Origin of the sequence: Massilia sp. LC238, assembly GCF_000735635.1 — a bacterium.
Classification (GTDB): domain Bacteria; phylum Pseudomonadota; class Gammaproteobacteria; order Burkholderiales; family Burkholderiaceae_D; genus Telluria; species Telluria varians.
Genome location: NZ_JNNN01000078.1, coordinates 44,582 through 64,726 on the forward strand (window position 1 = coordinate 44,582; position 20,145 = coordinate 64,726).

A 20,145-nucleotide genomic window follows, 5' to 3' on the forward strand; every position below is an offset into this window, starting at 1 on the left:
AAACGTGAAGCGAGGTCCCGATGCAGTTTGATGTCGTGAGCTTGTTTCCGGAAATGTTTACCGCGTTGACGCAGTCGGGCGTGACCCGCCGCGCCTTCGAACAGGGACGCTGGGGCCTGCAGATCTGGAATCCGCGCGATTTCACGCAGGACCGCCACCGCACCGTGGATGACCGCCCTTACGGCGGCGGCCCCGGGATGGTGATGCTGGCCAAGCCCCTCGAAGCCGCGATCGGCGCTGCCAAACAGCGCCAGGTCGAGCTCGGCCTGCCCGCGCCGCGCGTGGTGTTCATGTCGCCGCAGGGCAAGCCGCTGACGCACGAACGTGCGATGGCCTTGAAGAACGAGCCGGGACTGGTCGTGCTGTGCGGCCGCTACGAAGCGGTGGACCAGCGCTTGCTGGACCGCTGCGTCGACGAGGAAATCTCGATCGGCGACTTCGTGCTGTCGGGCGGCGAGTTGCCGGCGATGGCGCTGATGGATGCGGTGGTACGGCTGCTGCCCGGCGTGCTGGGCGACGAAGCCTCGGCTGTCGAAGACAGTTTCGTCAACGGCCTGCTCGATTCGCCGCACTACACGCGCCCGGAAGTCTACGAAGGCGAGCCGGTGCCGCCGGTGTTGATGGGCGGGAACCACGCCGAGATCATGAAATGGCGCCGCCAGCGCATGCTGGAGGCGACCTTGAAGAAACGGCCGGATCAGCTGGAGCGTGCGCGTGCCAGCGGCCAGTTGAGCAAGGCCGACGAAAAGTTTCTGGCGGAGCTGAACAAGCCTGCCGAGTAAGAATGTACCTTGTGTGCATGTAACGACGGGCATGTTGCCCGCATGTTCAACCCCATCCTCTACTGGGCATTTCGTACAGCGCCAGCAAGATGGTTTATGGAGTAATAAAAATGGATCTGATCCAACAACTCGAGCAAGAAGAAATTGCGCGCCTCGGCCGCAAGATCCCTGACTTCGCACCAGGCGACACCGTGGTCGTCAGCGTCAACGTCGTCGAAGGCAACCGCAAGCGCGCCCAGGCATACGAAGGCGTCGTCATCTCGCGTCGTAACCGCGGCCTGAACTCGAACTTCATCGTTCGCAAGATCTCGTCGGGCGAAGGCGTCGAGCGTACCTTCCAGCTGTACTCGCCGCTGATCGCTTCGATCGAAGTGAAGCGCCGCGGTGACGTCCGTCGCGCCAAGCTGTACTACCTGCGTGAGCGTTCGGGCAAATCGGCACGTATCAAGGAAAAGCTGCCGCAGCGCAAAGCAGCTACCGTTGCTGCTGCTGAGTAATAGCGTCTGTGCACTGAAAAAGGCATCCGCAAGGATGCCTTTTTCTTTTCCGCCGAAGGAAATGTGATTTGCATAAGCCCGTGTTCGACCCCACCCTGATGCCGGTCGAGGGCCTGGCCGGCGAAGCGCCGCTCGCCCCGGAACTGCTGGATCCGGCGGCCGTGCGCGCGCGCTTCGCCCGCACCTTGCCCTGGGAGCCCGAAACCTCCGACGAGTCGCTGGCCGCGCCCGCCCTGCGCCTGCGCCGCGCCGCCGTGCTGGTGCCGCTGGTGGAACGGCCGGAAGGCCTCACCGTGCTCTTGACCCGCCGTACCGATCACCTGTCCAGCCACGCCGGGCAGATCAGCTTTCCGGGCGGCCGTGCCGAAGAGCTGGATTCCTCGCCGATCGAGACCGCCCTGCGCGAAGCCGAGGAGGAGATCGGCCTGCACCGACGCCACGTCGAGATCATCGGCGTGCTGCCCGAACACGTCACCATCAGCGCCTACCGCGTGACGCCGGTCGTCGCCATGGTGCAGCCGTCGTTCACGCTGCGCGCCGACCCGGGCGAAGTAGCCGAAATCTTTGAGGTGCCGCTCGCCTTCCTGATGTCCGGCGCCCACCATGAACGCCGTTCGGTGGCCCTGCCGGACGGCAGCGGCAAGCGGCGCTTCTATGCCATGCCCTACAAGGATTACTTCATCTGGGGCGCGACGGCGGCCATGCTGCGCAACCTGTACCACTTCCTGCGCGCCTGACTGCTCCGGCTTACCTGAAAGAATCCTCCACTCCCTGATTTGATTCCCGACGGCTTCTCCGCTATCGTAGCGGGCAGCATGGTATTGCCAGAACAAAAAAGGATTCCTGAATGACATTTTTCTCCATCCTCGTCGCGCTGATCATCGAACAGCTGAAGCCGCTGCGGGCCGATAACCAGGTCTACGGTGGCATCAAGGCGTTCGCGATGCGCATCGAGGGCTGGTTCAATGCGGGCGAGCAGAAGAATGGCCGCATGGGCTGGATCCTGATGATGCTGGCGCTGATGCTGCCGACCTGGCTCATCTACTGGGTCTTCATGCACTACAACCTGGTGCTGCTGGCCTTTGCCTGGAACGTCCTGATCGTCTACCTGACCCTGGGTTTCCGTCACTACAGCCATTATTTCACCTCGATCCAGCTGGCCCTGAACCAGGGCGACGAAGCCGGGGCGCGCCAGTTGCTGGCCGAGTGGACCCGCCTGGATACCGTCGGCATGGACGCCACCGAGATCGCCCGGGTCGCCGTCGAAAAATCCCTGATCACCACCCACCGCAACGTATTCGGCGTATTCTTCTGGTTCCTGATGCCGCTCGGACCGGCCGGGGCGGTGATGTACCGCGTGTCCGAATACCTGGCGCGCGCCTGGAACGAACCCGACCACATGCGCAACGAGGCCTTCGGCCTGTTCGCCGCCAAGGCCTTTTATTGGATCGACTGGATCCCGGTGCGCCTGACGGCGGTGGCCTTTGCCGTGGTCGGCAATTTCGAGGATGCGATCTATGCCTGGCGTAATTTTGCGCGCCGCTGGGCCGACGAATCGAAGGGCATCATCCTGGCCGCGGGCGGCGGCGCGATGGGCGTACGGCTGGGGACGCCGAACGAAAATGCCCCGCAGCTGCTGCCGGCCGATGCCGCCACGGTCGACCTGAGCGACAGCGATACCGAGGTGCTGCCGGGCGAGGAACCGAACCTGCGCGCGCTGCAGAGCACGGTCGGGCTGGTGTGGCGGGCGCTGATCCTGTGGATGATCCTGCTGCTCCTGCTGTCCAGCGTGGTGTGGCTCGGCTGAGTCTTATCGTGTATCAGCGTGTATCGGGTCTCGTCCGTGAGTCTTCTATAAGATATAATACTGAGCTGAGGTTGTTCTCATCCACGCAGTATTCTTGTATCAGCAAGCAGCACTATGGCCGAGTTACCGCACACCACGGATAAAAAACTGAAGGACGAGTTTTTCATCCTGGGCATTACGAGCAAAGGCAGGCAGTTCCGCCCCAGCGACTGGGCCGAGCGCCTGTGCGGCGTCATGTCCTGCTTCGCTCCCGGCGCCGCCGGCCGCGATTCCCACCTCCAGTTCTCGCCTTGGGTCCACCCGACCGTCGTCAACGGCGTGAAGGCCGTGGTGGTCAGCCGCGAGCTGCAGAAGATCGAGCCCCTGGCCTATCACTTCCTGCTGAACTTTGCCAAGGATAACGACCTGCAGGTGGCGGACGCATGTTTCGTGCCGGCCCCGGACGAGAAGAAACCAGCCGCCTGACACTTGCCGGTTTCACCTTCCAGATTCGAGAACTGGCGCTATGATAAAAGTCATAGCGCCATTTTTCATTGGGGGACACCGCCATGCACATCCGCGACATCTGCACCAGCGAAGCCGCCCACTGCAGCCGTGACGAAACCGTGCAGGGCGCGGCCATCACGATGCGCCGCCTGCACGTGGGCGACGTGATCGTCGTCGACCAGTTCGACGGCGCCCGCGTCCCGGTCGGGATCGTGACCGACCGCGACATCGTCATTTCCGTGATCGCTCCCGGGCTCGACCCGGCCAGCCTGCAGGTGGGCGACATCATGACCGACGACCTGCTCACCGCACGCGACACCGACGACGTCTACGAGACCATCGAACGCATGCGCCTGCGCGGCATCCGCCGCGTGCCCGTCATCGACGCCGGCGGCAGCCTGGCCGGCATCGTCAGCGCCGACGACCTGCTCGAATTCCTGGCCGAAGAGATGGGCGAATTGAGCCGTATTAGCCCATATCAACAAGCGCACGAGCGCAGGGCCCGCCAGTAGGGATTCCGTCTGTTACCATCCTGCATTGTTCACGAACATGCAGGACGGAAGTGTCCTGCCAACATGACAGGACACCATGGACGGATTGACTTGCAAGCGCGGCCTCGCCGCGCAGGTGCTCAGCGGCAGCCTGTGCTTTTTCATGGCCGGCGCCGCCTGGAGCGCGCCGGCGCGGGATACTGCGCAGCAGCGCACAGCGCCGCAGCAGAAGAGTGCGCCCCTGCCCAAGGGCGTCACCCTCGGCCCTTCCGCCGAGGGCATTACCGAATACCGCCTGGCCAACGGCCTGAAGGTGCTGTTGTTTCCCGATAATTCGCGCCCGACCGTGACCGTCAACGTCACCTACCTGGTCGGCTCGCGCCACGAGAACTACGGCGAGACCGGCATGGCCCACCTGCTCGAGCACCTGCTGTTCAAGGGAACGAAGAAGAACCCCGACATCACCGGCCAGTTCGCGCGGCGCGGCATGGACTTCAACGGCACCACCTCGCTCGACCGTACCAACTACTATGAGGTCTTCCAGGCCTCGCCCGACAACCTGGACTGGGCGCTGCAGATGGAGGCCGACCGCATGGTCAACTCGCCGGTGGCGCAGAAAGACCTGGCCTCCGAGATGACGGTCGTGCGCAACGAGTTCGAAAGCGGCGAGAATTCCCCTAGCCAGGTGCTGTTCAAGCGCATGCAGAGCGTGGCCTACGACTGGCACAGCTACGGCCGCTCGACCATCGGCAACCGCAGCGACATCGAGAACGTCAAGATCGCCAACCTGCAGGCCTTCTACCGCACCTATTACCAGCCCGACAATGCGGTGCTGCTGGTGGCCGGCAAGTTCGAGCCGAACGCGACCCTGGCCCAGATCAACCGCCTGTTCGGCGCGATCCCGAAGCCGAAGCGTGCGCTGCCGCAGTTCTGGACCGTCGAGCCGACCCAGGACGGCGAACGCAGCTTCGCCGTGCGGCGCCAGGGCGACATGCAGATCGTCGCGGTCGGCTACAAGATCCCGTCCGACCTGCAGCAGGAGTCGGAAGCCCTGGGCTTCGCCTCCGAAATCCTGCGCGATGCGCCGAACGGCCGCCTGCACAAGCTCCTGGTCGAAACCGGCAAGGCCAGCCAGGTATTCAGCTTCGGCCAGACCGGCTATGCGCCGGGCCTGCAGTTCTACGGCGCGGTGGTGAAGAAGGGCGAGCCGATCGAGCCGGTGCGCGAGGCCCTCCTTGACGCCGTCGAAGGCTTCGCCAAGCGTCCGCCGCTTGAAGAAGAGATGGAGCGCGTGCGCCGCTCCTGGCTCAACACGATCGAACGCAGCGTCAACGACGCCCAGGCCTTCGGCGTGGCGCTGTCCGAGGCCATCGCGCTGGGCGACTGGCGCCTGTACTTCCTGGGCCGCGAACGCATCAAGGAAGTCAAGGCGGAGCAGGTGGCGGCCAGCGCCGGCCGCTACTTCGTGCGCAGCAACCGCGTGACCGGCACCTTCATACCCGAGGACACGCCGGTGCGGGCGGTTATTCCGGCGGCGCCGAGCGTGGAAACGGTCATGAAGGACTACAAGCCCTCCGACTCCAGCCTGGTGTCCGAAGACTTCGACCCGAGCCAGGCCAACATCATGAAGCGCACCACGCTCACCACGCTGGGCGGCGTGAAGCTGGCGCTGCTGCCGAAGAAGAACCGCGGCGAGACCGTCACCGTGCACCTGTACCAGCACATGGGCGACGAGAAGAACCTGTTCGGCAAGGGCATGGTGTCGGCGCTGTCGTCCGCGATGCTGATGCGCGGCACCAGCCAGTACACCCGCGCCCAGCTGGCCGACGCCTTCGACAAGCTCAAGATGACCGGCGGCCCGACCAGCTTCCAGACCACGCGCGAACACCTGCCGGAGGCCTTGAAACTGGCCGCCCACGTGCTGCGCGAGCCGGCCTTCCCGGCAGCCGAATTCGAGCAGCTGCGCAAGCAGATCCTGGTCGGCCTGGAAGCCAGCCGCGCCGAACCGCAGAGCGTGGCTTCGCGCGCCCTGTCCACCCACTTCGACCAGTACCCGCGCGGCGACATCCGCCACGCCAACACGCTCGAGGAAGACCTGGAGGACGTCAAGGCCGCGCGCCTGGAAGACATCCAGGCTTTCCACCGCGACTACTACAACACCAATCCGGCCCAGATGGCGATCGTCGGCGACTTCGACCAGAAGGAGATCGTGCCCCTGGTCGACAAGCTGTTCGGCAATTGGAAAGCGCCGGCCAACGTGGCGCCGGTGCTGCGCAAGCATGCCGAGGTGGCGCCGATCAGCAAGACGCTCGATACGCCGGACAAGGAAAACGGCTTCTACCTGGCGCGCATGAACCTCGACCTGAACCTCGAGGACGCCGACTACCCGGCCCTGATGCTGGCCAACTACGTGTTCGGGGAGGGCGGACTGAAGTCGCGCCTGATGGACCGCATTCGCCAGAAGGAAGGGCTGTCCTACGGCGGCGGCTCGGACCTGTCGCCGGGGGATCTCGACCGTGCGGGCAGCTTCTCGATCAGCGCCATCGCCGCCCCGCAGAACCTGCGCAAGCTCGATAGCGCGGTGCGCGACGAACTGGCGCGTGCCGTAAAAGGCGGCTTCACGGCCGAAGAACTGGCCGACGCCAAGTCGGGCCTGATGCAGCAGCGCATCCAGAACCGGACCAACGACGCCGCGCTGGCCTCGGGCTGGACTTCCTACCTGTACCGCGGCCGCACCTACGACTGGTCGGCCCAGTTCGAAGCCAAGCTGATGGCGGTCACGCTGCCGCAGCTGAACGCGGCCTTCCGCAAGGCGATCGATCCAGCCAGGCTGTCGGTGGTGATGGCGGGCGACCAGAGCAAGGCGGGCGACAAGGGAAACAAGACACCCTAGAAAGCAACAACCGCACTCCCAATTATGACAAGGACCCGATTGCTGCGTTAAAATGTTGCCCTTAGGAAGCATTATTTGCACAGCATCAGGAGCATCATGAAAGGGATATCAAAAGCGCAAGTGCCGCCGGAACTGCCGTTCGCCGGCAAGGTGGCGCTGGTCACGGGCGCGGCCAGCGGCATCGGCCGCGCGATCGCACTGGCCTTCGGCCGCGCCGGCGCGCAGGTCGTCGTCGCCGACACCGCCGTCGACGGCGGCCACGCGACCGCCGCGATGATCGTGGAAAACGGCGGCAAGGCGCTGTTCGTGCGCAGCGACGTCACCAGGGCGAGCGAGGTCGAGGCGCTGGTCGAGAAGGCCATCAACTACTACGGCCGCCTGGACATCGCCATCAACAACGCCGCCGTCGACGAAGAGTGCGCAACGCTGGCCGAGGGCAACGAAGAGCAGTTCGACCGCATCATGGACGCCAACGTCAAGGGCGTGTGGCTGTGCATGAAGTACCAGCTGCGCCAGATGCTCAGCCAGGGCAGCGGGGCGATCGTCAACGTGTCCTGCGTGTCGGGCATGGTGGGCGCGCCGAACCGTGCGATCTACGCCGCCAGCAAGCACGCCGTAGTCGGCCTGACCAAGAGCGCGTCGGCCGAGTACGCGCGCGAGGGCATCCGCATCAACGCGCTGTGCCCGGGCGCGGTCAAGACGCCGATGCTGGCGCGCGCGGTCGAACGCGATCCGTCCAGCGAGAAGAAGCTCAAGTCGGCGCATCCGATGAAGCGCTTCGCCGAGACCGTCGAGATCGCGAATGCGGCCATGTGGCTGGCCTCGGAGCAGGCGTCCTACGTCAACGGCCACGAGCTGGTGGTGGACGGCGGCTTCACCGCGATCTGAAGCTCGAAGCCGGTGTTGTAGGGTGGGCGGGTTTCCCGCCCACGCGGTCAAGCCACGGTAATGCCGCCAGCACGGCTTTTCATCGTTAACCTACCACCGCGTGGGCGGCGAAGCCGCCCACCCTACGACGCATTCAGCTCGGCGACGAAGTCGTACATGTCGCCCCTGAAGTAGGACCTGCAGAACTCCACCGCCCGCCCATCGCGGGCAAACCCCAGCCGCTCCACGCACAGCCCGGCGTCGCCTTCGCGCGTCCCGAGCTGGCGCGCCTGTTCGGCATTGAGCAGCAGCGCCGACAGGCGCTGCAGGGCGCGCACCGGCCGGTGGCCGGCGGCCTGCAGGGCCTCGTACATCGAATCGCCCACCGCATCGAGCGAGGGCAGGGCAAAAGCGGCGATGGTCGCGTACTCGAGGCACATCGGCAGCTCGTCGGCATAGCGGATGCGGTGGAAGCGGTAGACCGGCGCGCCCGGCGAGAGCCGCAGGCGCAGCGCCTCCTCGGGCGTCACCAGGCCTTCCGAACGCTTGATCCACTCGTTGCGCGGCACCCGCCCGCGCGCCCGCATGTCTTCGGAAAAGGAACTGAGCTTGGCTAAGTTCTTCTCGATGCGGGTATTGATGAAGTTGCCCGCGCCGGCGCGGCGCACCAGCAGGCCTTCCTCGACCAGGGCGTCGATCGCCTTGCGCACCGTGATGCGCGAGATGCCGAGGGCTGAGGCCAGCTGGCGCTCCGCGGGAATGGCCGAGGCCGAGCCCCATGCGCCTTCGTCGATGGCGCGGCGCAGCGCCTGCTGCAGCTGCTGGTACAGGGGAAGCTTGCCGCCCCCGGCGGCCGAATGCATGAATTCTGCGAGGTCGTTCATCCCCGCATTCTACTTGGGGCGCGGGTCCTTGAGACGATGTTGGGAAACGGCGACCCGGCCCGCGCGGATCTCGCGCACCGCCTCCATCACCGCACGCGCCACGTTGCGCATCTCTTCCTGCACCGCCCAATCGCGGTCGAGCGTCGCGTGGCTATCGGCATAGGATTCGTAGTAGCCGATGTAGCGGTCGAGCTGGGCGAAACTGCCGGCGTCGACGAAGTCCATCCAGGCGAACCAGTCGGCCAGCGAGCGGCGCGTGCCCTCGATGCCGGCGACGTCGCCATGCACCATCAGCCCGTAGGCGCGCCCGGCCAGGTGCTTGGGATAGTCCCAGCCCTTCAGCTCGAGTTCCTTGGCCTGCTCGGCCTTCTTGCCGTGGGTGGAGGAGGGGTCGGGATTGCCGCCGTCGGCGCACACCAGGCGGTCGATCATCAGCTTGAGCACGGCGGGCGCCTGGTACCAGTAGACCGGGGTGACGATGATGACGCCGTGCGCCAGCACCCAGCGCTCGTAGATCTCGTTCATCCAGTCGCCCACCTGGCGCTCGGCGTGGTTCGGGTAGCAGCTGCAGGGCCAGTGGCACAGCGGCATGGCGGTCGAGACGCAGCCCTTGCAGGGATGGATGTGGCGGTCGTAGTCGGAATTGAGCAGGCTCAGGTCCAGCACGTCGGCCTCGAAACCCTCGGCCAGCAGGACTTCGCGCGCCAGCATGGTCAGGCGCCAGCTCTTGGACACCTCGCCGGGGCAGGTGCCGTCGTTGCGGGCCGAGCCGTTGATCAGGAGAATGCGGTTGCGCGAGGACGGGTCCTTCTGGTGCCGCTCGGCCGCCTGCAGGCGATCGTGGGCCTCTTTCCACTCCACCGAGAGATCATAGCCCGGGTCGGCAAAGCCGGGGCCCGCTTTCACGGTGCGCGGCGCCTTGCGGCCCTCGTCATAGGCTTCCCAGGCCACCTGTTCGATGGCGTCCAGTTCCTGCGCCAGCTTGTCGTAGGCGGGATCGAAGAAGGCCTGGCGGAAGCGCAGGTGGAATTCGTTGCGCCCCAGCTTGGCCGGTGCCTGTCCCTTGCGTACCTCTGTCATGCCGCCTCCGCCTGCGTTTGAATGGCAGAAATTATCGACCCGGCGCGGCGGCGCTGATGTTCGCGCGCGCACATAGCATGGAGAAATCCCGGACAAAGCAGGGACGAAAAAAAACCGGGCAGAGCCCGGTTTCTCAGGTCGAGCGCTCGCTCGCGCTTCAAGCCTGCTGTTGCAGCAGGAGCACCCAGTACTTGGCCAGGTCGGCGGCGCCGCCCTTGCCGGTGATGCCCTGGAAGGTCTGGATCGCTTCGGCCTTCTTGCCGGCGCGAACCTGTGCCATGCCCAGGCGCAGCTTGGCTTCGTCCGGGGACTTCAGGCCGCCCTTGGCGATACCCTGCTGGATGAAGCCGATACCCTTGTCGGCCTGGTCCATCGTGGCGTAGGCCCAGCCCAGGTTGACGAGGCCGGCGCCGGTCTTGGCCTTGGCCGCGCTCGCTTCACCCGCGGCGATGGTCTTGGCGTCGTCGGCAGCCTGCTTGGTCGCCTTGGTGCGCATTGCAGTCTGGTTCTTGGCATCGCTGCCCTTGCCCAGCACGCCGGCGGCAAAGCCCGCATCCAGCACGCTCTTGGCTTCGGCCGGGAAGCCGTCGCGCAGGGCCACTTCAGCCAGGTACATGTAGTGCTCCGGCGGCATCTGCTTCACGGCAGCCATTTCCAGGCGCAGCATGGACGGGCCATAGGTGGCTTCGTCGAAACCGGCTTTACGGGCCACGCCGCGGTTCAGCAGGTCGACCCAGAAATCGTCGGTCGGGTAGTACTGGACCAGGTTCTCGAGCGCGAACATGTAGGCCTCGGTGTCCTTGGCCTTGTTGGCTTCCTGGCCCAGCAGGCGCAGGTCGTTCTCGGCCGGCTTCTGGCCCGCCTTCTTGGCTGCCTCGATGTTGGCCATCAGGGTGCCCTTGGCGCCGCCGAAGTTGCCGCTGTTGACCTGGGCCAGCGTCAGCGCGCGCTGCACCTTGGCCGGGTCGCCGCCTTCCTTGGTGTAGCGGTTGTACCACTCGATCGCCTTGGCGTAGTTCTTGGTGTTGAAGTTGGCGTCGCCCAGTGCCTGGTAGTAGGTCAGGGACTCGGCCGGGCTCAGGCGGCCCGAGGCCAGGATCGCTTCCATCACCGGCATTGCGGCGGCGTTGTCTTCCGAGCCCAGGGCCAGGGACAGCTTCATGCGGTTGATGACGTAGTCTTCGTACGGAGTACGGTTCGGCATGGCTTCCGCCTGGGCGATGCGGTTCTTCACTTCGCCATAGTTCTTGGCGTCGATCAGCGGCTTGATGCCGGCCGGGTCGAGCAACTTGAACATTTCGGGACGGACGGTGTCCTTGGCCGCAGCCTGCGCGGCGGCTGCCGGCGCGTCGCTCTTCTGCTGCGCGTAGGCGCTGGATACCAGTGCCGGGGCGGAGACGCCGATCGCGGCGAGCATCAGGCAGAGGCGGGCAAGACGGAATTGGGCCATGAATAATCCTTCAATCAAGTCGATAATGGTGAGACATACATACTCGGCAATATAGCGAGAATGCTATCCCGGCAAAATGTGCATTGTCCCATAAAACTGCCATTTTCAGGCCCGGCAATTGTGCCCTAGCGTGCGCGAGCATGGGGGCGTCGTTACATAGCGTTACCTGATGCTTTTCCGCAAGTGGTTATGGGATTTCAGCCGAATCCCGGTACCGGACAGCGGCCCGGCGCTTCGATCTCGCCGGCCAGCCAGGCGACGACGGCATCCACGGCGGGCGCTGCGAAGCCATAGGTCATCAGGGCCGGGGCGGCGAAGTCGAGCGCCTGGTAGGGGTTCCACAGCGCCACGTGCAGGTCGGGCAGCCAGGTGGCGCGCGCATGCGGGCCGTAGCGGCGGCGCGAGGTCGAGGCCAGGATCGTGAAGCGGCCGTCCTGCGGCAGGGCGCTCCAGTCGAAGGATTCGGCGTCAAGAAAGGTGACCAGCTCGACCTCGTACAGGCGGCCGAGCGCGGCCGCGATGGCGGCGGCCGGCACGCCCGATTCCGAGACGCCGTCGCTGACCACGTCGGCGCGCGCCACCAGGCGCACCCTGGCGCCGCGTTCCGGACGCTGGGGCTGGCCGAGGGTCGTCAAGCCGGCGCGCCAGGCGCGCGCCATCAGGCCGCGGTCATCCAGGTCGGTCATGTACTTCACCGGGCCGGCCGGATGCGCCGCAGCCAGCTTCGACAGGCGCGCCAGGCGTGCTTCGACGTCCGCCAGCGGCAGCACGCCGCTGCGGATCGCTTCCGCGATCGCATGCACGGTTTCCACCTGTGACTCGCGCGAGCCGATCGCCATCACCATGTCGGCGCCGGCCACCAGCGCGTTCACGGCGGCTTCGCCGGCGCCGTAGCGGTGCGCGATCGCGTGCATGTCCATGCCGTCGGTGATGATCACGCCATCGAAGCCGAAGCGCTCGCGCAGGATGCCGGTGAGGATCGGGCGCGACATCGTGGCAGGGTTGTGCGGATCGAGTGCCGGATAGACGATGTGGGCGGTCATCACGGCGGACGCCTTCGGCGCGGCGATGCGGAAGGGCGCGAACTCGAAGCGTTCCAGTTCGGCCAGCGGCTTGTCGACCGTCGGCAGGTCGCGGTGCGAGTCGACGTGGGTGTCGCCATGGCCGGGGAAATGCTTGACGCAGCAGGCCACGCCTTCGCTTTCGCTGCCTTCCATCCAGGCCATCGCGATGCGGGTCGCGATGGCGGGATCGGCGCCAAAGGAGCGCTCGGCGATCACCGGATTGTGCGGGTTGTTGTTCAGGTCCAGCACCGGCGCGAAGTTCCAGTTGAAGCCGAGTGCGCGCACCGCGCGCGCCACCGCGGCGCCGACCTCGCGCGCCAGCTGCGGGTCGTTCGCCGCGCCCAGCGCCATCGCGCTCGGCGGCGCCGGCACCCAGGTCGAGCGCACCACGGCGCCGCCTTCCTGGTCGAGGGCGATCAAGGCGTCAAGACCCATGGCGTCGCGCAAGGCGCCGGTGAAGCGCGTCAGTTGCGACGCATCCACCATGTTCTGGCGGAACAGGCAGGCGCCGCGCACCTTGTACTGGCGCAGGAAGGCGTCGGTGTCGGCATCGAGTTCGGTGCCGAACAGCCGCACCATGATCAGCTGGCCGGCGAGGTCGAGGTAGTCGTCGTTCATGGGAAGTCGCTCAGTTCGTCTTGGTGACCTTGCTCAGGTGGCGCGGCTTGTCCGGATCGAGCCCACGCGCTTCCGACAAGCGGGCCGCCATCATGTAGAAGGCCTGGATCGCCGCGATCGGGTCGAGGTCGGGCGTGGCGGCGGTCGGCAGCAGCAGGTCGCGGCTGGCGACGTCCTCGGGGGCGGCGAGCAGCACGCGCGCACCGCGGCCGCGCATCTCCTCGGCCAGGGCCACCAGGCCGGCCTGGGTCGGACCGCGGGTAGCGAAGATCAGGAGCGGGTAGCCTTCCTCGATCAGCGCCATCGGGCCGTGCTTGATCTCGGCGCCGCTGAAGGCTTCGGCCTGCAGGGCCGAGGTTTCCTTGAATTTCAGGCTCGATTCCAGCGCCACCGGGAAGCTGATGCCGCGGCCGACCACCATGATGTTGCGGGCCGGGGCCAGCACCTCGATTGCCGCCGACCAGTCGGCCTGCGAGGCAAGCCGCAGGGCGTCGGGCAGGGCGGCGATGCCGTCCTTCAGTTCCGGGTCGTTCTGCCATTCGGCCGCCAGGCGCGCGCCGGCCACCATGCTGGCGATGAAGCTCTTGGTGGCGGCCACGCTTTGTTCCTTGCCCGCGTGCAGGGGCATGGTCCATTCGGCGGCCCTGGCCAGCGGGGAGTCCGCATCGTTCACCAGCGCCACGGTGGTGGCGCCGCCGTCGCGGAAGTACTGGATGGGCTCGACCACGTCCGGGCTCTGGCCCGACTGCGAGATCGACACCGCCAGGGTGTCGCGCGTCACCAGCGGGGATTTGTATAGCGTGATCAGGGACATCGGCAGCGAGGTCACCAGGCGGCCCATGCGCGCCATGATCAGGTAGGCCAGGTAGTTCGAGGCATGGTCGGAGCTGCCGCGTGCGACCGTCACCGCGCTGTGGAAGTTGGTCGAGCGCAGCGCGCGGCCCAGCTCGGCATAGCGGTCGGCGTCCTGCGCCAGCTGCCGGGCCACGCAGTCCCCTGCGGACAAGGCTTCCTGGTACATCAGCGAGGTGGGAACTGGGACGGTCACTGGGCTTCTCCTTCGATATAAACGGCTTTGATGTTGAGGTCGCGGTCGAGCACCACGAAGTCGGCATGGCAACCCGGCGCCAGGCGGCCGCGCTGGGTTTCGCCGAGGTAGTCGGCGGCGTTGGTCGAGACGCGGCGGCTGGCTTCCGCGAGCGGCAGGCCGATGCTCACCAGGTTGCGCAGCGCCTGGTCCATGGTGAGCGTGCTGCCGGCCAGGGTGCCGTCGGCCAGGCGCACGCCGCCCATGCACTTGTGGACCACCTGGCGGCCCAGCATGTATTCGCCGTCCGGCATGCCGGCGGCGGCGGTCGAATCGGTCACGCAGAACAGCTTGGGGATGCAGCGCAGCGCGGTCTTGATCGCGCCCGGGTGCACGTGCAGCAGGTCGGGGATGATCTCGGCGTATTCGGCGTGCGCGAGCGCGGCGCCGACCATGCCGGGATCGCGGTGGTGCAGGCCGGGCATGGCGTTGAACAGGTGGGTGAAGCCGGCCGCGCCGTGCTCCAGCGCCTGCACGCCCACTTCGTACGAACCGCTGGTGTGGCCGACCTGGACCCGGATGCCGGCGTCGGCGATCGCGCGCACCAGTTCCATGTGGCCGTCGATCTCGGGCGCCACCGTGATCAGGCGCATCGGGGCCATGGCGTGGAAGCGCATCACTTCGCCCAAGGTGGCTTCGCGCGCATACGGCGGCTGGGCGCCCAGCTTGCCGGAGTTGATGTAGGGACCTTCCAGGTGCACGCCGAGGATGCGCGCCTCGCCCTTGCCGCGCGACTTGCACGCGGCGCCGATGGCGCTCAAGGCGCGGTCGATGTCCTCGACCGGCGCGGTCATGGTGGTGGCCAGCAGGGCGGTGGTGCCGTGCTTGGCGTGCAGGGCGGCGATCAGGTGCGGGGCATCGCCGCCTTCCATCATGTCGCGGCCGGCGCCGCCGTGCACGTGCACGTCGATGAAGCCGGGGAGGATGTAGTCGTCGCCGTTCGCGGACGGGTCGACTTCATGGCCGTCGATGGTGTCGATGCGGGCGCCGTGGCGCAGTTCGCCATGGATCCAGCCGCCAGGTGTGAGGATATTGCCTCTCATTGTGCTGCTCCTTGTTGTTCCAGGTGGCGTTCGATCATGCGCAGCGCGCCGGCGGCCGAGTCGCCTTGCGCCGGCACGCAGCGCGCCAGGGTATCAGGCGGCAGCCAGGGGCGCAGGGCTTCGCCCAGGCCGCCGCACAGGGCCAGCGGCAGGGTGTGCGAACGGTCGAGCGCATCGGCGATGCTGGCCACTTCGCGGCCCGCGTGTTCCAGGATGGCGCGCGCCACCGGGTCAAGCTCGCCGTGCGCGACCACGAAGCGCGCCAGGCCGGCATAGGCGGTCTGGTTGGCGCGACCGAGCCAGACCTGCACCGCGTCGCGCGAGCCGCCGCAGAAGTCGATGAGCTCGCGCGCGAAGGCGCGGCCTTCGACGCGGCCGTCGAGTACCTGTTCGATGTGGTTCAGTGCGCGCAGGCCCATCCAGGCGCCGCTCGCCTCGTCCCCGGCCGGGAAGCCCCAGCCGCCGACTTCGACCTTGCTGCCGTCGGCCAGCATGGCTTCGCCGACGCTGCCGGTGCCGATCGCGACGATCGCGCCGGGGCGGCCAGCGTGGGCGCCCATCAGGGTGGTGAAGCCGTCGGTGTCGAGGGCCAGCAGGGCGTAGCCGGGATTGGCGGCGATGAACTGGGCCGCCCATTCCTTGTTGTGCACCCCGGCCAGGCCGAGGCCGATGGCGCAGGAGGGCATGGGGATGTGCTGGACGTCGCTGGCGGCGAAGGCCTGGGCGACGACGCCCTGGATGGTGGTCCAGGCATTGTCGATGCCGCGCGACAGGGCCGAGGGGCCGCCGGTCGCCTGCGCGATTTCCGTGAGGCCGGCGCTGGTGCGACGGGCCAGGCGCACGCGGGTGCCGGTGCCGCCGCCGTCGACGCCGATGAGATAGTCGATCATGGTATGGAAGGTTCTGCCGGAGAGTCAGCGCACTATAGGCAGGCGCTACAGCGATGTCAACAGGTATTTAACTGGTATGCAAATTTGCTCTGCAGATATGGCTCCATCACCGTAGGTTATTTGCATAAGTCGTTGATTTTGCAAATATTTTTATTGGTACGGGAACTGGTATTGTCGAGCGCGAGAAAATCGGCTGGTATGCTTGGCGGAAGAGGAGCTGGCGCCGCCAGGGCAGCGGCGCCGAAAAGGAATGTTTATTCGGTGCGGCGGCTGCCGCTGCGGTCGACCAGCAGCAGCTGGCCGCGGCCCGCGTTCCCGCGTTCGGCGCGGCGCCCGTCCTGGCCCGTGAGGTTCACCCTCGCATGGGCGGGTCCGGTGACGGCGATGTCGGCGCGCGCCGCGCTCAGCTCGCGCCCGTCGAGGCTGCCCGAACCGCTGAGCCGGGCATTGACCAGCTCGACCTTGCCCTTGAGGCGGGCGGCGCCCGGGCCGGTCATCTTGAGCAGCAGGCGCTTGCCGTCCAGGTCCGCGTCCAGGCCGCCCGAACCGTGCAACTCGGCGTCCAGGGTATCGGACACGCGGGCCAGCTCGATGCCGCCGGGACCGCGCGCCTTCACGGTCGCGCGTTTCACATCGAGTTCGCCGGCTTCCAGGTCGCCCGAGCCGCTCACTTCGGCGCTGAGTTCGCCGATGCTCCCGCTCAGCGTGGCGCTGCCGGGCCCGCCGAGGCGGATGACCGCGCTGGCCGCCTGCAGGCCGCTGGCTTGCAGGTCGCCCGAGCCGTCTACTATAGCGTCGAAGCGGCGCATGTCGCCGGCCACGCAGGCGCTGCCCGGGCCGCGCTGGACGGTGGAGGCCGCGCCGGCCGCCAGCGAGCAGGCCTCGAAGTCGCCCGAGCCGCTGATCTCCGCGCGCAGCTCGCGCGCGCTGCCCGACAGTTTCATGCCGCCCGGGCCGCGCATGCGTGCGTCCAGGCGCGCCAGGCGCAGCTCGTCTGCCTCCAGGTCGCCCGACCCGCTCACGCTTGCCATCAGCAGGTTGCCGACGCCGGACAGGCGCACGTCGCCCGGCCCCGACATGTCGAGGTCGACGTTGGCCGCCTTGAGCCGGTGCAGGTCGAGGTCGCCGCTGCCGCTGGCGCGCACCGTCAGCTCGCGCACCGCGCCCGCCGCCTGCAGGTCGCCGGGACCGTCTACCTTGAGGCTGAAGCGCTCGCCCGCCAGCTGGGCCAGCTCGACGTCGCCGCTGCCGGACATCGCCAGGCTCTTGAGCTGGCTGGCCGTGATGTGGATGACGACCGGCGCGCGCCGCTTGCCCCAGCTGAAATGGAAACCGTTGCTCTCGACCGGCCGCACCACCAGGGTGTCGCCGCGCACGAAGGTCTCGATCCCCTCGAGCTGCTTGTGCTCGCCCGACAGCGTGAGCGCCTGGCGGCCCTGGGCGCGCACCACGACTTCGTAGGGTCCCGCGAGTTCGATCGCGCTGAAGGGCGCCACGGTGCGCTGCAGCGTCACCGGCGCCGCCGGCGCTTCGGCGTGGCTGGCCTGGGTGGCGAGGAAGCCGGCGGCGATGGCGGCGGCGAGGAGGGCGGGCTTGAGGACGGTGGTCATGTTCTTGTCGTCGGTGGCGGTATTCGAGAGCCTGAACGATAAGGCAAGGCGGCCCGGCGTGCCCCGGCAAAACGACGAAGCTGCGAAAACGGGGAACAGAGTGCAATTCCTGCGGATGAGCGGCATGGCGGCCTCTGGAAAGATCATCGCGTGCGCATCCCGATGTGGCTCGACCGCAACAGGGTGCGGCTGTCTGCGCGGGCGCAAGAGCGCGCCTTGACGCCTGTCGTGCCTGCCGCGTGGCCGGGCAGGGGCCTGCGGTGTCATAATGCAGGCTATGGAAGGAGAACTCCCGTGATTCGCTATATGGGCACCCGCAAGAACGCCGAAGGGGCCGCCGTGTATGTGTTCCTCGTCAACGGCATGCAGAAGGAAGTGCGCGAGCACGCCCTCAAGCAGCATCCCGGCTGCTATGAAGCGTTGCCGGCTGCGGTCAAGGCCCAGATCGCGGCCAACCGCGCCTGGCTGTCCAAGCTCTGAGTGGCCGTGCGACTTTTCCCATCGGCACTCGCTGCCGCGCTGCTGGGCGCGCTTTTGGCTGGTCCCGTGGCCGCGCAGGCCATGCCCTCGACCTTCAGCCAGGTCGTCGGCAATGCGCTGCTGTGCCGCAGCCATCTCGACAACCGTTATTTTTACGACTACCTGAGCACGTCCTTCGGCCCGGCCTACAAGCGCGAGGGCGGGGCGTACTGGTTCAAGGTCGAGGCCACGCTGTGGGGCGCCGAAGTCAAGGAAGTCATGGTCAGCGACGACAGCAGCGACCTGGTCTTCATCGCCGCCCTGACCGAGAGCACGCCGGAGGAGCTGGAAGGGGCGATCCGCGCCGGCGCTGGCATCGCCTACCGGCCGCTCGACGCCTCGCCCTATCCTTTGCGCGTGTCCAACCCGGGCAGCACCATCGCTTACATGAATGACAAAAGCAAGATATATTGCAAGAAGTTCAAATCGCTGCCGGTCCGCTAGGACATTCACCGGATCCGCATGATCGCAGATGTATAACCACTACTTCCACCTGAAGGGCGCGCCGTTCTCGATCGCCCCCGATCCGCGCTACCTGTTCATGAGCGAGCGCCACCGCGAAGCGCTCGCTCACCTGCTGTATGGCATCGGCAGCGGCGGCGGCTTCGTCCTGCTGACCGGCGAGATCGGCGCCGGCAAGACCACGGTGTGCCGCTGCTTCATCGAGCAGATCCCCGAGAACTGCCGGCTGGCCTACATCTTCAATCCGCGCCTGAGCGTCGAGGAACTGCTGCTGAGCGTATGCGACGAATTCCGCATCGAACTGCCGCCGGCCGGTACGCCGATCGGCCTGAAAGGCTATGTCGATGCGATCAACCGCTACCTGCTGGAATCCCACGCCCAGGGGCTGAACAATGTGCTCGTCATCGACGAAGCCCAGAACCTGTCGGCCGAGGTGCTGGAACAGCTGCGCCTGCTGACCAACCTCGAGACCAGCGAACGCAAGCTGCTGCAGATTATCCTGATCGGCCAGCCCGAGCTGCGCAGCATGCTGGCCCGTCCCGAGCTGGAGCAGCTGGCGCAGCGCGTGATCGCGCGCTACCACCTGGGACCGCTGTCCGAGGCGGAGACCGGCGCCTATGTCGCGCACCGGCTGGCGGTGGCCGGGGCCGGCGGATCGCCGTTCCCGCCCGCGCTCACGCCCCAGATCCACGCGCTGACGCATGGGGTGCCGCGCCGCATCAACCTGCTGTGCGACCGCGCGCTGCTCGGCGCCTACGTCGAGAACAGCCCGCAGGTGACGCGCCAGATCCTGAAAAAAGCGGCTGCCGAGGTCTTTGCCGGCGAGCCGGCCGCAGCGCTCCGCCTGCGCATGCCGCTGATCGCCGGCGGCGTGCTGGCAGCGGCCGCGGTCAGTGCGGCGGCCTGGCAGGTCATGCCCGCGCGCAAGGCCGCGTCCGCGCCGCCTGCGCAGGCCGAGGCGCCCGCCAGGGCGGTGCCGGTGGCGGCAAGCGCGGTGGCGCCGTCGAGCGTGCCGCCGGTGCAGGCAGATGAAAGCAATGCGCTGCGCGAGCTGGCGGCGCTGTGGGGACAGCCGCTGGCGGGAGACAAGCCTTGCGAGGCGGCGCTCAAGGCCGACCTGCGCTGCCACCAGGGGCGCGGCGGCCTGTACGAACTGCGCATGCTCGACCGCCCGGCCGTCGTCACCCTGCATGACGGCCCGCGCACCGGCTACGCCGTACTGTCCGCGCTGGACGGCAACAGCGTGACCCTGAGCGCCGGCGCGCGCCGCGAGAAGATCGACCTGGCCACCTTCGTGGCCCGCTTCGGCGGCGAGTTCACGACCTTCTGGCGCATGCCGCGCGCCTTCCGCGAGGAACTGGCCGAGGGCGCGCGCGGGCCGGACGTCGACTGGCTGGCCGGGCGCCTGGCAGGGTTGAACGGGGGCCAGGCGCCGCAGCCGGGCAGTGTGCTGGATACCGGCATGCGCAAGCGGCTGCAGCATTTCCAGGCCGCGCAGCACCTGAAGGCGGACGGCCTGGCCGGTCCGCGCACCTACATGCGCCTGAACCAGCTCTCCGGCGTGCCCGAGCCGCGCCTGCTGGCCCAAGACAGGCCGTCCAAGACCGCAAAATAA

19 protein-coding genes are annotated in these 20,145 nt (G+C 67.1%); 11 read left to right on the top strand and 8 right to left on the bottom strand.

Annotation, left to right across the window (positions count from 1 at the left end; all coding sequences use genetic code 11):
- Window positions 1-20 precede the first annotated feature (20 nt).
- The 8 genes from trmD (at window position 21) to FG94_RS21525 (ending at window position 7,844) form a co-directional block, all read left to right on the top strand.
- Window positions 21-782: a tRNA (guanosine(37)-N1)-methyltransferase TrmD gene (gene trmD / locus FG94_RS21490; RefSeq protein ID WP_036216007.1), complete on the top strand. Its 762-nt coding sequence runs from the start codon at window positions 21-23 to the stop codon at window positions 780-782.
- A gap of 110 nt (window positions 783-892) precedes the next feature.
- On the top strand, window positions 893-1,279 hold the full coding sequence (gene rplS, locus FG94_RS21495) for a 50S ribosomal protein L19 (RefSeq protein ID WP_027864878.1): 387 nt from the start codon (window positions 893-895) through the stop codon (window positions 1,277-1,279).
- Window positions 1,280-1,347: 68 nt separating this feature from the next.
- Window positions 1,348-2,016, top strand: coding sequence for a CoA pyrophosphatase (locus tag FG94_RS21500; RefSeq protein WP_081926125.1), 669 nt, complete (start codon window positions 1,348-1,350; stop codon window positions 2,014-2,016).
- A gap of 110 nt (window positions 2,017-2,126) precedes the next feature.
- The gene (locus tag FG94_RS21505) at window positions 2,127-3,086 is read left to right on the top strand and encodes a CobD/CbiB family protein (RefSeq protein WP_036216010.1); all 960 of its coding nucleotides are present in this window, start codon (window positions 2,127-2,129) and stop codon (window positions 3,084-3,086) included.
- Between the two features lie 114 nt (window positions 3,087-3,200).
- A complete protein-coding gene (locus FG94_RS21510) occupies window positions 3,201-3,551 on the top strand; it encodes a DUF3579 domain-containing protein (RefSeq protein ID WP_036216013.1) in 351 nt (116 codons plus the stop codon).
- A gap of 83 nt (window positions 3,552-3,634) precedes the next feature.
- A complete protein-coding gene (locus FG94_RS21515) occupies window positions 3,635-4,084 on the top strand; it encodes a CBS domain-containing protein (RefSeq protein WP_036216015.1) in 450 nt (149 codons plus the stop codon).
- Window positions 4,085-4,160: 76 nt separating this feature from the next.
- A complete protein-coding gene (locus tag FG94_RS21520; RefSeq protein ID WP_036216018.1) occupies window positions 4,161-6,956 on the top strand; it encodes a pitrilysin family protein in 2,796 nt (931 codons plus the stop codon).
- Between the two features lie 96 nt (window positions 6,957-7,052).
- Window positions 7,053-7,844 (top strand): SDR family oxidoreductase, encoded by a 792-nt coding sequence (locus tag FG94_RS21525; protein ID WP_051997019.1) that lies wholly within the window; start codon window positions 7,053-7,055, stop codon window positions 7,842-7,844.
- Window positions 7,845-7,966: 122 nt separating this feature from the next.
- On the opposite strand, the gene FG94_RS21530 is transcribed toward FG94_RS21525, so the two are convergent.
- The 8 genes from FG94_RS21530 to FG94_RS21565 form a co-directional block, all read right to left on the bottom strand.
- Window positions 7,967-8,707 carry a GntR family transcriptional regulator gene (locus FG94_RS21530; protein ID WP_051996985.1) on the bottom strand — a complete coding sequence of 247 codons (741 nt, stop codon included), beginning with the start codon at window positions 8,705-8,707 and terminating at the stop codon, window positions 7,967-7,969.
- A 9-nt stretch (window positions 8,708-8,716) separates the two neighbouring features.
- Entirely contained in the window at window positions 8,717-9,787 is a 1,071-nt protein-coding gene (locus FG94_RS21535; RefSeq protein ID WP_036216021.1) for a flavodoxin family protein, read from the bottom strand.
- 157 nt (window positions 9,788-9,944) lie between these two features.
- Window positions 9,945-11,237 (bottom strand): lipopolysaccharide assembly protein LapB, encoded by a 1,293-nt coding sequence (locus FG94_RS21540; protein ID WP_036216024.1) that lies wholly within the window; start codon window positions 11,235-11,237, stop codon window positions 9,945-9,947.
- A gap of 197 nt (window positions 11,238-11,434) precedes the next feature.
- Window positions 11,435-12,919 carry a beta-N-acetylhexosaminidase gene (gene nagZ / locus FG94_RS21545; RefSeq protein ID WP_036216027.1) on the bottom strand — a complete coding sequence of 495 codons (1,485 nt, stop codon included), beginning with the start codon at window positions 12,917-12,919 and terminating at the stop codon, window positions 11,435-11,437.
- 10 nt (window positions 12,920-12,929) lie between these two features.
- Window positions 12,930-13,940, bottom strand: a complete 1,011-nt coding sequence (locus tag FG94_RS21550; protein WP_200880021.1) for an SIS domain-containing protein — start codon at window positions 13,938-13,940, stop codon at window positions 12,930-12,932.
- A 23-nt stretch (window positions 13,941-13,963) separates the two neighbouring features.
- Window positions 13,964-15,049: an N-acetylglucosamine-6-phosphate deacetylase gene (nagA, locus tag FG94_RS21555; protein ID WP_036216029.1), complete on the bottom strand. Its 1,086-nt coding sequence runs from the start codon at window positions 15,047-15,049 to the stop codon at window positions 13,964-13,966.
- Complete coding sequence (locus FG94_RS21560) at window positions 15,046-15,939, bottom strand: BadF/BadG/BcrA/BcrD ATPase family protein (RefSeq protein ID WP_036216031.1); 894 nt, start codon at window positions 15,937-15,939, stop codon at window positions 15,046-15,048. Before FG94_RS21560 ends, nagA begins: the two co-directional genes overlap by 4 nt.
- 254 nt (window positions 15,940-16,193) lie before the next feature.
- The gene (locus FG94_RS21565; RefSeq protein WP_036216033.1) at window positions 16,194-17,549 is read right to left on the bottom strand and encodes a GIN domain-containing protein; all 1,356 of its coding nucleotides are present in this window, start codon (window positions 17,547-17,549) and stop codon (window positions 16,194-16,196) included.
- A 294-nt stretch (window positions 17,550-17,843) separates the two neighbouring features.
- On the opposite strand from FG94_RS21565, the gene FG94_RS21570 reads away from it, so the two are divergent.
- From FG94_RS21570 to FG94_RS21580, 3 genes are read left to right on the top strand one after another with little or no spacing between them, the layout of a single operon-like run.
- A complete protein-coding gene (locus tag FG94_RS21570) occupies window positions 17,844-18,029 on the top strand; it encodes a hypothetical protein (protein WP_036216035.1) in 186 nt (61 codons plus the stop codon).
- 6 nt (window positions 18,030-18,035) lie between these two features.
- A complete protein-coding gene (locus FG94_RS21575) occupies window positions 18,036-18,512 on the top strand; it encodes a hypothetical protein (RefSeq protein ID WP_229446023.1) in 477 nt (158 codons plus the stop codon).
- Between the two features lie 28 nt (window positions 18,513-18,540).
- A complete protein-coding gene (locus tag FG94_RS21580) occupies window positions 18,541-20,145 on the top strand; it encodes an ExeA family protein (RefSeq protein WP_036216039.1) in 1,605 nt (534 codons plus the stop codon).

Excerpts from the sequence above, each read along its gene's own strand:
- trmD (WP_036216007.1), top strand. The coding sequence starts at position 21 with ATGCAGTTTGATGTCGTGAGCTTGTTTCCGGAAATGTTTACCGCGTTG.
- rplS (WP_027864878.1), top strand. The coding sequence starts at position 893 with ATGGATCTGATCCAACAACTCGAGCAAGAAGAAATTGCGCGCCTCGGC.
- FG94_RS21505 (WP_036216010.1), top strand. The coding sequence starts at position 2,127 with ATGACATTTTTCTCCATCCTCGTCGCGCTGATCATCGAACAGCTGAAG.
- FG94_RS21510 (WP_036216013.1), top strand. The coding sequence starts at position 3,201 with ATGGCCGAGTTACCGCACACCACGGATAAAAAACTGAAGGACGAGTTT.
- FG94_RS21515 (WP_036216015.1), top strand. The coding sequence starts at position 3,635 with ATGCACATCCGCGACATCTGCACCAGCGAAGCCGCCCACTGCAGCCGT.
- FG94_RS21520 (WP_036216018.1), top strand. The coding sequence starts at position 4,161 with ATGGACGGATTGACTTGCAAGCGCGGCCTCGCCGCGCAGGTGCTCAGC.
- FG94_RS21525 (WP_051997019.1), top strand. The coding sequence starts at position 7,053 with ATGAAAGGGATATCAAAAGCGCAAGTGCCGCCGGAACTGCCGTTCGCC.
- FG94_RS21530 (WP_051996985.1), bottom strand. The coding sequence starts at position 8,707 with ATGAACGACCTCGCAGAATTCATGCATTCGGCCGCCGGGGGCGGCAAG.
- FG94_RS21535 (WP_036216021.1), bottom strand. The coding sequence starts at position 9,787 with ATGACAGAGGTACGCAAGGGACAGGCACCGGCCAAGCTGGGGCGCAAC.
- FG94_RS21540 (WP_036216024.1), bottom strand. The coding sequence starts at position 11,237 with ATGGCCCAATTCCGTCTTGCCCGCCTCTGCCTGATGCTCGCCGCGATC.
- nagZ (WP_036216027.1), bottom strand. The coding sequence starts at position 12,919 with ATGAACGACGACTACCTCGACCTCGCCGGCCAGCTGATCATGGTGCGG.
- FG94_RS21550 (WP_200880021.1), bottom strand. The coding sequence starts at position 13,940 with ATGTACCAGGAAGCCTTGTCCGCAGGGGACTGCGTGGCCCGGCAGCTG.
- nagA (WP_036216029.1), bottom strand. The coding sequence starts at position 15,049 with ATGAGAGGCAATATCCTCACACCTGGCGGCTGGATCCATGGCGAACTG.
- FG94_RS21560 (WP_036216031.1), bottom strand. The coding sequence starts at position 15,939 with ATGATCGACTATCTCATCGGCGTCGACGGCGGCGGCACCGGCACCCGC.
- FG94_RS21565 (WP_036216033.1), bottom strand. The coding sequence starts at position 17,549 with ATGACCACCGTCCTCAAGCCCGCCCTCCTCGCCGCCGCCATCGCCGCC.
- FG94_RS21580 (WP_036216039.1), top strand. The coding sequence starts at position 18,541 with ATGTATAACCACTACTTCCACCTGAAGGGCGCGCCGTTCTCGATCGCC.